Below are 12,326 nucleotides of genomic sequence, written 5' to 3' on the forward strand. Positions count from 1 at the left end.
AACCAAATGCAAGTAAAAAAACTAAACCAAATTCTCTTTAATGAACTGATTGATTGCTTCTTAAAAGCATTCGACGATTACTTTGTAAAAATGCCAACCGACATTGAATATTATCAAAAAAGATGGGAAGCTGCTGGAGTAGATTTCAATCTCTCCTATGGCATGTTTGATGATGAAAAGCTAGTAGGATTTATCATTCATGCTATAGATGAAAGGTTTGGAATACGAACCGCATTCAATACTGGTACAGGTGTGATTCCAGCATATAGAGGACAAAGAATTGTAAAATCGATTTATGATTATGCTTTAGCAGATCTTAAAAAGAACGGTATCCAAAAGAGTATTCTCGAAGTGATCATAAATAACGATAAAGCTGTGCTTGCTTACAAAGGTGTTGGTTTCAAGATTCGAAAAGAGTACAAATGTTATGCTGCCAATTTATCATCAGATAGTAAGTCGGAGGTCGATATAAAGAAAATTCCAACCCACAAGTACGATTGGAGTAAATTACCTCATCAAGAATATTATTCATGGGATTTTCAGAAAGAAACCATCCTAAGAGATTCTTTTGATCTTTATGAAGTAATGCATAATAATGTTGCTGAAGGTTATTTCATTATTCATCCAGAGAAAAAATTATTGGCACAATTTGATGTATTCAATACGGCAAAAGAAGCTTGGGAACGATTATTTAAAGCTATTGGGCATGTTGAAGCGGAAGTGAAAATTATCAATGTAGATACTCTTTTAACAGATAAGATGGAGTACATCAATTTATTGGGATTTGAAAATACTATTGACCAATTTGAGATGGAGTTGGAATTTTAAATTTTATAAATTTATCGGAGTGATAACATTCAAAAGAAACATATATCAAAAGAGCTATTTGCCTTTTCTGTTCATCTTATTTTTATTTAAACTATTAAGCGTTACAAATAGCCAATATGAACTAATTGATGCGTTATTTGGTGGTTCATACTTCCATCTTTCTATTGATGATCCGGATTTTGGTTATTTAAAAATGATGTTAGTCGAACAGTTTCTATTATTATTTGGCGTCATTTTTTTATTCGTGAGGCAAAATTTTAGTTTGTTGATAATTCATATCTTTCCACTTTTTGCCATTATCACTTCAACTTACATTGGCTTTCACAAAAGTGATTATGCATTTATTTTGGACCATGTGATTTATAGTTCTATACTTTTGATGATGTCAAATACAGAATTAATCCTCAAAAGATTTCACGTGAAGAAAAATAGTCGACAACATTATTTTCTTATTAATGTAGCTTTATTAATTTCATTTACAATTTTCTTTGCATCAATGTATTTTGATGTGTTTTAGTTAGAATTATCTAAGCTTTCTATCTTTATTTCTCATTATGAAAAAGCTCAAATTCATCCTCCTACTCCCTGCAGTTGTATTTCTTATTCTATGCCTACTATCACTTCGTGCTTATACCATTGCAGGGCCATCGATGTCGCCTACGTTACTACTCAATGAGTTGGCCATTGTTAATCATAATGCCTACAAATTTGGTCAAGCAGAAAGAGGGGATATGATATTATATTTCGATTCAATTAAGAATTCTGTAGCTGTGAAACGATTGATTGGTATTCCGGGTGATAAAATTGAGGTAAAAGAAAATGTAGTTTACATTAATGATATAGAGCAAAAACAGACTTTTCAACCAAGAGAAAATTATAATCATGTTCCTCAAGAGAATGGTTTAGGTGATATCGTAGCCATAGAAAATATTTTCGGTCAAGATCATTTGATCACCTACACTAAAGGTAAGAGTGATAAAAGAAATTTTACAAGCATCACTTTAAACGAAAACGAGTATTTTATTCTTGGCGATCATAGAGACAATAGTGCTGATTCTAGGTTTATTGGTCCTATAAATGGGGAACAGATATTTGGGAAGGTGGTTTGGTGATACACTAAAAATACAAAAAAGGATCGAGCTTCACACCCGATCCTTTTTTCATATTATGAATAACATCTCACTTCAAAAAGCTTAATGTTATCAGCACCCCAAGTGTCTTTTAGTTTTAATCGAATGGATGTGGTTTTCACACTATCGAAATTCGTTTTTACTAACCTTGTGATGTTATTTTCCACTTTTGCGACGGTTTTCCAACGACCGTTTACTCTTGCTTCAACATCAAATGATTTGACCAATTCTGGAGGTACATCAAGTACTTGCTTTTTATTCTTAGCAGGGTTCTTATGCATCATGATAAAGCGTTGAAGATTTGTATCCGCTTTAATTTCCACTTTAGAAATATCAATGGCTTTATCCCATTCTAGTTGTAATTCGGCATTTTTACCACTCGACATCCAGTGATGTGGAATACCGATTTCATCTCTAGAAATACCATCTTTAAGAAGATCTACATTTCCACTTGATGTAGAAGAGGCAATCCATTTAGAAGCTGATGTTGCTAAGTTTTTAGGATCGTCTGCTTTTACATTAGGGATATACTGATCGTCTCTTAAAAGTTGTTGCTGTAAGCCTTTAATATCCTTTTGGCCCAATTGTCTTGGCGTCCATTTTTTATCCATACAGATAGCTGCAGCAGTACCGATGGCTTGTCCCATCATGGCACAAGTGGCCTGAATTCTGGTAGACGACAACGCAATATGAGAACATGAAGCATTTCTACCCGCGAACATCAAATTGGAGATATTTTTAGAGTATAAACTTCTGAAAGGAATTTCGTACAACTGCGTAAATCTCGAGTGGAAATACGAAGGAGGCTCACTTGGGTTTTCGATACCACCAGGACAGTGTTCGTCTAGCGACCAACCACCATAAGCTACGGCATCATCAAAATGTCTGTATGTTTCTAAGTCGACCTGAGTCAGGATATGATCACCCATAAAACGTCTCGATTCTCTGCGACCAGGCACTGAACCTACCCAATCCAAAGCAATATTGTCAGCTTCAGGGTATTTACCAGAGTTTTTGACATAGTCCCAAACACCATGAAGATACCCAATAAGTTTATCTCTATTTTCTTCCTGATCGGCAATAATATCGTATTCACTTCCTAGCTCAACCCACCAATAACCTTCTTTAAAATTCTTGATTTTACGGTCGTGCATTTTCTCTGCTTCGTAAGGAATTGCACAAGTGGGAGGGTTGTATTTTACAGGACGACCCATGTCTTTGGTAATCATCATGATAGAAGCACCCATTTGCCATCCATCGGCTTTATCGGGAGCGAAAGACTCGTTAAACTCCGCCTTTCCTTCTCTACCTGTTCTGTATTCAGCTCCAGCTTGTGCCGCCATTAAGCCATCTCCAGAACAATCGCAGAACATACCTGCATTTATGGTGTAATAAGTTTCCGTAGTCGATTGAAAACAAAGAATACTCTGAATTTTATCTCCTTTTGTAGAGGCATCTAAGGCTTGTGTATTCAACATTAGATCAAGATTATCTTGTCTTGTTACATAGTCGAACAACACATGATCCCACATAGGGTAAGATTCCTGAGGATTGTAATACCAATTCTCGATAAGCATTTCCTCAATCACCCCAGTTTCTCTCTCACATTTGTGCTTGTTTTTTAGGTGATTTACACCGTTTACAGTCACACGAATTTCCGAAGAAGCATTACCTCCCAAAACAGGGCGATCGTTGACTAATAACGTTTTTGCACCATTTCTAGCTGATGATACAGCCGCACAAATACCTGCCATACCTGCTCCAACAACGACAACATCATAAGAAATTTCTTTCTGACGATTGGGTAACCCTTTCTGACCCGTTCCCATTTGCTGCCAATTGTCTTTATTTCTATCTGTGCTAATGCTTTTTCCTTTTTTGTCTTTAGCTTCGGCTGTACTGCTAAATCCAAGCATGCCTGTGGCGATACCTGCAGCAGTTGTTTTCTTAAAAAAATCTCTTCTTTTCATCTCAAGTGATAGGTTTAGTTCAAGGAGGTTTTAACTATTGAATGTTACTTTGAATTTGAGGATTGATTTTCGAACCCTTCACCAAACTGTCATTGGTACGTGTTCCGTAATCAATTAACTTGGATGATAATTCTGATATTATTGTTTTGTATTCTTTTTCATCAAAGTAGTTGATGCTTTCCGTAGGATCTTTTTCTAAATCAAAGAACCAAGGTTTAGTCCCTTGTCCATCATACACTAATTTATAGCGATCTGTAATTGCCGCAATCCAACTGTCCATTCTTACAAAAGTGACATTATCGTATTTTGATCGGTCACCATTTTTTAATAGATCACTGAAATCTACACCTTCAGTACTGTTTGGATTAAAATTCTTTTTATCCACATTCATCAATGCTAAGAAGGTGTCCATCCAATCGGCCGTATTGAAAGCGTTATCTACGATAGTTTTTTCTTTAATTTCTTTTGGATAACGAATAAGGAAAGGAATTTTAGCAGAACTTTCGTAAGGTGTACCTTTATTTTCGTGTCCTAGTTCACCCAACATATCGCCATGGTCTGATGTAAAAACAACAATGGTATTATCAAGAAGATTTAGGTCTTCTAATTTTTGAAGAATTTTCCCCATGTTATCATCAATACATTTCACCATACCATGGTATTGAGTGATATGTTTTAAAAGTTTTGTAGAGTCGTAACCCACTTTAAAACGTTGTTTTTTAGTGACCCAACCCGGATAATCTTCGTTTCTTAATGCAGTTGTAGAATAAGTCTCTGGAAGTTTTACATCTTCCACTTTATACATTTTGCTATAAGGCTTACGTACTACATTGGGAGTATGTGGATCGGGTAAACTTAGCACACACATGAAAGGTTCTTTCTGATTCTTATCAATAAATTCTATGGTTCTATCAGTTAGCCAATCGGTAGTATATGATTTTTCATCGGCTTCTTTTGCACCTTTAGCTCCGCTTTCAATTGGAACAATAGGAGTATCACCATCCATGCCTAAAATCTTCCAATGACCTCTATTGAACATGTATTTGTAATCCGAGAAGCCATGGTATTCCGGGTTGGGCTGCCAACCTGGCTTTTGGTCTTCATGATCTAAGTGCCATTTTCCAATATACCCTGTTGAGTATCCTTCTTTATTCAATACTTTGGCAATAGTATTCGCTTCTTTTTTAATACCTTTTCCATTTTTTGTTACTCCTGTAGTTTGCGGATAGTTTCCAGTAAACATAGAAGATCGAGACGGAGCACAAGATGGAGTAGTAGAATACATGCTGGTTAAAACAGCACCTTCATTTCCGATTCTATTAATATGAGGAGTAGAAAAGTTAGGAATTTCGCCCCAAGGGTTCGCCATTTCTTCTAATCCTTTTTTCTTTATGATGTCTTTGTATGCACCAATAGTTCTAAAATTATGTTCATCTGTAATAATTAGAATAAGGTTGGGCTTGTTTTTCTTCTGTGCGAAGGCCGAGTTGCATTTGGCAAAACCTATAAGCAAAGAGAAGATGCTTAGTAATAGATATTTCATTCAAGTAATATTTCATTAAAAACTTATCACAATTTATGGGCTATCTTATTTTAAACTGTGCTTCAGAATCTTAAGAATGTATCTTAGGATAAAAATATCGAATATGTACTAGAGGTATCAAAAAACAAAGTTTATACAGTTGTCTAATCAAATTTTATGGTACAGACAAATACAAAAAAACGTTTCCTTTTGATGAGGAAACGTTTTTTTTAGCAATTTTAAATATATAACTGCTTATATCATATCTTGATCAAAAATCGCGATTTTATCTGGAGTAGGGTAGGTCTGAAGTTTCGAAAAATCCTTCTTCCAAAAGTCCATATCCAAGATCTCGTTATTCACATTTTTTGTAAGGGTGATGACCACTGGGATATCATCACTGTCTTTGTAAACGACGCGAACGATATCACCTCCGTACTCCGCTTTTTCAGGAGGAGTAAAGTTGATGCTGCCCATCACTGCATTTTCATAATCATCCACCATTTCAGCTAACTGATATTCTTCCGGATTTAATCCACCTAGAGAGATTAAGTGTTTTGCTAAAGTGATTTCTTCTTGTCTAACTTGTCTTCTTTCTGCCATAAATGTAAAACTAAGGAACTTAAGAACTAAGGAACTAAGAAACTTAAAAACCGAGTAACTTAGGACTTAGGCGAAGTAACTAAAAAACTAAATGGAATGGAAAGATATTTCGTTAATCATTTAGAAGTGGACTGATATCATCACCGGGATTACCGATTATGCATATTATTTCATCAATATCAATTTCTTTTTTGTTGGTGATATGCAAAACGGTACCGAATTCATAAGATTCAATTTCGAAGGTAGCTTTATTGGTATCGACTTCGGCTACAATGCTACCCACATCAATTTTATCACCTACTTTAATTTTCCACTCCACGATTTTACCTGAGGTAATATCATCAGATATTCTGGGCATAATAATAGTAGAAGGAGGTTCATTTCTATGATAATTAGTTCGTTTCGGACGCTCTTCAATTTTAGTATCATCACCAGTACCAAAAATGCTTTTCAATAATTTGCCAATCATAATGAATAATAAAAAGTTTGATTTTATAATCTGTAATATACAATAAATTATAAAAATGAACTTTAATGTGTTCTTTAACCTTAGCTTGAAAGTCATCCTTATAGCTTTATAAACCTCTTGACCAATGTTATTAATTAGGAGTTAGGAACTAGGAACTAGGAGTTGCTGAATTTACGCTCCTCATTACGTGAGCACGGGTTAGGAAACCCGTGCTAGTTTTTGCTCGCTCTTCACTGACTTCCACACATTTCACGTTTTTCATTTTTAACTTTTCATTTTTAATTTCTAAAAAAAAGAGACCTACCCAATCCAGGTAAGCCTCTAAATCCAGTCCTCTATATAATTTTAATCTTTTTTCGATTGATAAGTATTTTATTGAGCATTGTCCCTCCAAATCATGTTCACAAATTCAGGATGATCAATAAATGGGTTTCTATTCTTTTGTTGTAAGAATATCTGCTCATTACGGTCCAATTCTTTAAAAGAAACGGGGTCATTATTGTGCCATTCTATCATTAGATTTAAGAACCAATCTTTATATACTTTATCAGATGATCCATCTAAAACAGTTCCTGCCTGACCATTACCTACCCAAGTTCCAATTTGATCTTCATATCTAGTAGCCATATACAAATACATACGGGCAAAGTCGCCTTTGTACTCATCGTTTGGCTCGAATACAGTTCCTGTATAACCAGATGCTGCTGTGCCACTACCAAGCTTACTATTATTTACTGAAGTCCAACTAGCATTAGCGACCATACCATGAGGGTGGTTAGAACGCATAGTGTTTACGTAAGCATCAGTTGGAATAATATGGTGGGCATCGGATACCATTGGAGCTCTTTTGTCGAACCAACTTTGTGGTACTACGTGTTCTCTATTGTAACAGTAACCCTCTCCACTTCCAGAATTACCACATTGATCATAAATAATTCGATATTCATATTCACCAGGTTGAACGCCATCAGGAATAGTTGGGTTTTCTGGATCAGGAATATCAGAATACATATCCCAAATAATTTCTTTCATTTGGTATTTATCATCAGAAGTTTGATAAAGAGTCCATAAAGCAGCGTATCCAATATCTTTATAATCTTCAGAAATAATTTCGCTTAAAGTTGATTTTAATTCGTAACCAGATTTATTGAAGGCTCTTCCATAGTAACCTGAATTTTCTCCGTTGTTCGTAACAACAATATTATCGATTTCTACTTTTGTTGAATTAGTATTACTTCCTAAATAAACGAAAGCGATAGTTACGTTACTACCAAAAGAAGCTAGGTTGATATTCGATTCAGTCCATTGCCACCACTTCTCATCTAAATCACCAAATACTGGTAAGGTAGCTTGATCTGTTAAGTCTTCCCAAGTAGCACTAGATATATTTCCGTTGTAGTTTTTAGAAACCTTAATTCTAATAACATCAGTATGTCCTTCGACAAAGAAACCAGCAGCAGCACGGAATTGTAAATTGAGATTACTTTCAGGAATTGTAGGTAATACCATCCAAGATTCAGAAGTTGCATCACCAGATTGATAAGCATTTGCCATTGCGTATTTGTTACCAGTTCCTTCAACTTTCCATTTCACAGTTCCTTGTTCAGGAGAGTTACCCCAATTTTCGAAGTCGATTTCACCTTCATCTCTATCATCAAAATTTTCTTGGAACACAACACCCTCTATTGGTGGGGTTTCAACATCACCAAAGTCGACCATATCAGTAACTGGGTTGTTGATATACAATTGAGCAGATCCATTGAATGTACTTACAATAGCATACATTGTTCCGTAACCTACTGGAATTTCTTCTCCAGCAAAATCAGAATATCCACTATTTCTCATCACTATATCACTTGATGAGGTACCGTCGTTGAAATATCTATTTTGAGTTGTTTCATTTACAGCATCTGCATATGTAGTTCCGGGTCTATCAGTAGAAGCAACATAGTTTATTTTTACTCTACGACCAATATAATTATTTAAGTTAGTTTGTATTTCATTTATTGTTGCTGTAATTGTTCTCACAGAATCATCAATAGTCCCTGTAAAAAGATATTGATCCATTAATGGACCTGGTACACGACCAGCTGCTGGAGTACCGTTATATAAACTAGGAATACCTAATTGTACGTTACCACCGTAAGATCCTAATACAAGTTGATCACAAATAACACCTACTTCCTGACCTAATTTATAACTTGTATATAGAGGCGCTTTATCCAAACGAATTAAAATACCCCCTGTTTCATCTTGAAGGTATAACTCTTTATAAATGTTGCCAGGTTCGTCATTTGATATCACTTGTCCAACAATAATTGAGTTATCTGGAATAGATGTGGTATCATTATCTCTTCCGGAGTGTAATGCTTTTAACTCTGCAATCGAGATGGTTGCTGTGCCTTCAGGGATTGGAGAAATTTCTTTATTTTCAGGATCGTTATACTTCGTATCAACACATCCGAAAAGAACAACGCTAAAAAGAAGCGAAATTAAAATTCTGTTTGTAAAAAACTGTTTCATTAGAAGTTTATTATTTAAGAGGACTTTTTGAGTGTCATCTTTTTGTAACGCTCAAGATGATAGACTCAGAATAGTTCCCCACAAAAGTTGCGAGCTTTTGTGGGGATGTGGATTATTCTACAGAGTGAGAACCTAAACCTGATACATTATCTTGTTCAAGTTGAGTCCATTCACCATTGGATTCTGGTTTAGTATCACCAGATACACCATTTCTTATATCACTATTTCTTCTAAAAGTAACATCTTTACCGAAGTTGACTCTGACTGGGTTTTCAGGATCTGTCAAATCAATCCAACCAATTCTATCAAGTTCTGTATCACCTTTGAATAATGCGATTCTATCATCTCCATTAAAGTTTGTTACAGTGCCATTAGTTACTGTATTAACTCCTTCAGGTAATGTTAACGCAGCAGAACCATGCTGAATAACTAAAGTAGATCCATTAGGCATTGTTCCTGCTAAGTCGTATGTACCTGTCCAATCTAAGTTTTCATTAGACATAATTTTTAAATTATATTCTGTTAGATCGACAGTTGCTCCTGTTCCATTAAATATTTCTAAGTATTTATTATTAGATGAACCTTCAACATATTCTGAAATGATTAGATCAGAGAAACCTGAAACATTTTCATCACCTAAATTAACTCCTGGCGATAATGCAGGTTCAGTTTCTTCTTCTTTAGCTTCAACTGTTTCAATATCCCATCCTGTAGCAGTATCAGAATCATCTGCTGTATATTTGAATGCAATAGTTACAGCATTTAATCCTTCAGCGATAAATGCAACTCTTTGTTCGCCTCCATTATTTCTATCACCATCTACATTGAACTCTGTCCAAGAAGCAGTTGTAGGGTCGCCACTATAATCTGTTGAGTATAAAACTTTAACGGTTTCAATACCTTGAGAATAAGTGATTTTTTCAGATACATATAAACGAGGAGTGGTAAAAGTTGAGAAGTCGATTGTATTTTCAGAAATCAACCAAGATTCAACTTCACCTTTTTGATAAGCATTGATAGAGGCCTTTCCATTTGCTGCTGTCCAAATTTCAGTACTTGAAATGGCATTAAATGTGGTGAAATTAATACTAGTGTTTGTCAATGATGAACCACTAATTGGATCTCCTGCACCTTCAATTTCTTCTTCAGGAATTTCTTCTTCCTCTTCTTCAGTCACACCATCCCATGAGAAAGATGTAGGTGATTTTAAACCAGGAATACCAAAATAAGCTATCGTATTACCTTTAATCCAAACCTGTTTTCCTAAATTATCAGGGTTGTCTACAATATTAACTTGTTCTCTAATGAATGAGTTATTAGGTAATTGAACAGGTACTACGTTCGCCATTAAAGTTTCATCTTCATTTACTGCAATGGCAATGTTAGATGCAACAGCCCCTGATAAACCTAAATTCAGGTTATTATTACTTAGAGTACCTACAATTTTACCTTTTACCCAAACATCATTTTCATCTTGGTTTTCTTGAGCGGCAGTAACATTATAAGCTGTAGCCAAGCTCTCACCGTCACCTTCTGCTTCTGGTTTTTCAGGAGGAGTAATCTCATCTCCAGAAACTTCGACAGTATAAATGTTCCATGACATTACATTATCACCTGTTCCATTGTAAACAAAAGCAATGTAAGCTTCACCAGAAGCTTCGAACTGTGAAGTTAAATCACCTTGAGCTCTTTCATTTGATGAAGTAAGTGCAGTCCAAGTGGCAGCTTTTGGATCTCCTGTACCTGAGTAATCCGCAGAAATCATTACTTTAACATCATCAGTAGAAGTAAAGAAACTTAATTTTTCTTTTACGTTTAAGTAAGCAGGAGAATACTGAGTAAAGTCTACTTTTTCTTTAGAAATCATCCAAGAAGTAACCGCTTCTTTGTTATATGCATTTACATAAGCGTTGCCATTAGCAGCATACCAGAATGCAGATGATCTAGCTTCATTCCATGTTGTGAAGTCGATACTTGTGTTAGTTAATTCAGAACCTAAAATATCTAAACCTTTACCTTCTACGAAATCTGGAAGATCAGGAGTTTCTTCTTCTTCAATTTTTTCTCCATCAAAAGAGTATGCATCAGTTTGCTTTAAGCCAGGAGCAGAGAAATAAGGTTCAAGGTCACCTTTTAACCAAATCATCGTACCCATTAAATCACCATTATCTTTTACATTAATGGCATCTCTAATAAATCCTTGTGGTAATTGAATCGGCATACCGTTTTGAGGGTCTGTCTCATCTTTTGAGTCAGCAATTACAAAGTTTGTATGAGTAACATCTGTTAAACCTAAATTGAAATCTTCGATTGACTTACCATTGATAGTACCAATAATATAACCTTTAACCCAAGTTGATTTTTGACCTTGAGATTTTTGAGCTTCTGCAACTGTTAAAGCATCAGCAATATCTCCATCCTTAATTTCAAAACGAGCATTAGTAAATTTAACGTCTTCTGGGCTGTTTAGAGTTAATTGGTTAGTACCATTAAAAACAGTTAAGATTGCAGAGATTTCACCCGATTCGTTAGGCATTTTTTCACCTGCCCATGTTGCATATTTTGAGTTTCTAAGAATGATGATTTTACCTTCCTCATTTGTCAAATCACGATTAGTTGCTGAAAATGCCCCTTCAGAAACATCTGCATAAGTAGAATCTTCATCTACAAATTGTACATCTTTGATAGTAACCCAAGTATTGTATAAATCGGAAAGATTATCTGGAAGGTTATTTAAATCAATGATGGATGGTTGTGGCATCTCACCTTGTTCACCAGCAATAATATGTTTTGTGATTACGTCAGCTTCAATATTTCCTAGTTTACCTTCATATTTACCACCCAATTGCATTAATCCACCATAATGACCTAGATAAAGGTCTTCGGCTTTAACAACAACTGTTTGCCCTTGAGCATAGTCTAAATATAAGTTGGTTTTGTTTAGTTTGATTTGGATACCTGTTCCTTCTTCATCTTGAATGGTGATGGACTTGTATACGTTACCTGTCTCATCAGATGAAATCACAGTACCTTTGATCATTACTTCTTCAGAGATTAACATCATATCAGAATCATCATACAAATCAATCAATTCTTTGATTGTATGAGTTATTTCGATGTCATTTGGATTCTCTGGGTCAGTTCCTGGGCCATCTGGCTCATTGTCTTTTTTACAGCCAAAAAATGAAGCTGATAACAATCCTCCAATAAGAAGGAGTTGAATGAATTTGTTGAATGTTTGCGTTTTCATTGTTGTAGAAGTTTAATGAAATGCTCTTTTT

8 protein-coding genes are annotated in these 12,326 nt (G+C 35.2%); 2 read left to right on the plus strand and 6 right to left on the minus strand.

Annotation, left to right across the window (positions count from 1 at the left end; genetic code table 11):
- Positions 1 to 6: 6 nt before the first annotated feature.
- Both MY04_RS21515 and lepB read left to right on the plus strand, forming a co-directional pair.
- A complete protein-coding gene (locus MY04_RS21515; protein WP_066214175.1) occupies positions 7 to 828 on the plus strand; it encodes a GNAT family N-acetyltransferase in 822 nt (273 codons plus the stop codon).
- A gap of 554 nt (positions 829 to 1,382) precedes the next feature.
- Positions 1,383 to 1,940 carry a signal peptidase I gene (lepB, locus tag MY04_RS21520; RefSeq protein WP_084006049.1) on the plus strand — a complete coding sequence of 186 codons (558 nt, stop codon included), beginning with the start codon at positions 1,383 to 1,385 and terminating at the stop codon, positions 1,938 to 1,940.
- Positions 1,941 to 1,993: 53 nt separating this feature from the next.
- Here lepB and MY04_RS21525 read toward each other — a convergent pair whose 3' ends face one another.
- From MY04_RS21525 to MY04_RS21550, 6 genes are all read right to left on the minus strand, one after another.
- Positions 1,994 to 3,928 (minus strand): FAD-dependent oxidoreductase, encoded by a 1,935-nt coding sequence (locus MY04_RS21525; RefSeq protein WP_066214185.1) that lies wholly within the window; start codon positions 3,926 to 3,928, stop codon positions 1,994 to 1,996.
- A 34-nt stretch (positions 3,929 to 3,962) separates the two neighbouring features.
- The gene (locus MY04_RS21530) at positions 3,963 to 5,471 is read right to left on the minus strand and encodes a sulfatase family protein (RefSeq protein WP_066214188.1); all 1,509 of its coding nucleotides are present in this window, start codon (positions 5,469 to 5,471) and stop codon (positions 3,963 to 3,965) included.
- Positions 5,472 to 5,705: 234 nt separating this feature from the next.
- Positions 5,706 to 6,053 carry a DUF6984 family protein gene (locus tag MY04_RS21535; protein WP_066214191.1) on the minus strand — a complete coding sequence of 116 codons (348 nt, stop codon included), beginning with the start codon at positions 6,051 to 6,053 and terminating at the stop codon, positions 5,706 to 5,708.
- Between the two features lie 112 nt (positions 6,054 to 6,165).
- Positions 6,166 to 6,522: a biotin/lipoyl-containing protein gene (locus tag MY04_RS21540; protein ID WP_066214194.1), complete on the minus strand. Its 357-nt coding sequence runs from the start codon at positions 6,520 to 6,522 to the stop codon at positions 6,166 to 6,168.
- A 372-nt stretch (positions 6,523 to 6,894) separates the two neighbouring features.
- Positions 6,895 to 9,045, minus strand: a complete 2,151-nt coding sequence (locus MY04_RS21545) for an endonuclease (RefSeq protein ID WP_066214197.1) — start codon at positions 9,043 to 9,045, stop codon at positions 6,895 to 6,897.
- Positions 9,046 to 9,157: 112 nt separating this feature from the next.
- Positions 9,158 to 12,295, minus strand: a complete 3,138-nt coding sequence (locus MY04_RS21550) for a DUF6359 domain-containing protein (protein ID WP_066214200.1) — start codon at positions 12,293 to 12,295, stop codon at positions 9,158 to 9,160.
- Between the last annotated feature and the right edge of the window lie 31 nt (positions 12,296 to 12,326).

It is taken from the genome of Flammeovirga sp. MY04 (genome assembly GCF_001682195.2).
GTDB lineage: Bacteria > Bacteroidota > Bacteroidia > Cytophagales > Flammeovirgaceae > Flammeovirga > Flammeovirga yaeyamensis.

What these genes read in the sequence shown, in the direction of transcription:
- MY04_RS21515 (WP_066214175.1), top strand. Translation starts at nt 7, where the DNA reads ATGCAAGTAAAAAAACTAAACCAAATTCTCTTTAATGAACTGATTGAT.
- lepB (WP_084006049.1), top strand. Translation starts at nt 1,383, where the DNA reads ATGAAAAAGCTCAAATTCATCCTCCTACTCCCTGCAGTTGTATTTCTT.
- MY04_RS21525 (WP_066214185.1), bottom strand. Translation starts at nt 3,928, where the DNA reads ATGAAAAGAAGAGATTTTTTTAAGAAAACAACTGCTGCAGGTATCGCC.
- MY04_RS21530 (WP_066214188.1), bottom strand. Translation starts at nt 5,471, where the DNA reads ATGAAATATCTATTACTAAGCATCTTCTCTTTGCTTATAGGTTTTGCC.
- MY04_RS21535 (WP_066214191.1), bottom strand. Translation starts at nt 6,053, where the DNA reads ATGGCAGAAAGAAGACAAGTTAGACAAGAAGAAATCACTTTAGCAAAA.
- MY04_RS21540 (WP_066214194.1), bottom strand. Translation starts at nt 6,522, where the DNA reads ATGATTGGCAAATTATTGAAAAGCATTTTTGGTACTGGTGATGATACT.
- MY04_RS21545 (WP_066214197.1), bottom strand. Translation starts at nt 9,045, where the DNA reads ATGAAACAGTTTTTTACAAACAGAATTTTAATTTCGCTTCTTTTTAGC.
- MY04_RS21550 (WP_066214200.1), bottom strand. Translation starts at nt 12,295, where the DNA reads ATGAAAACGCAAACATTCAACAAATTCATTCAACTCCTTCTTATTGGA.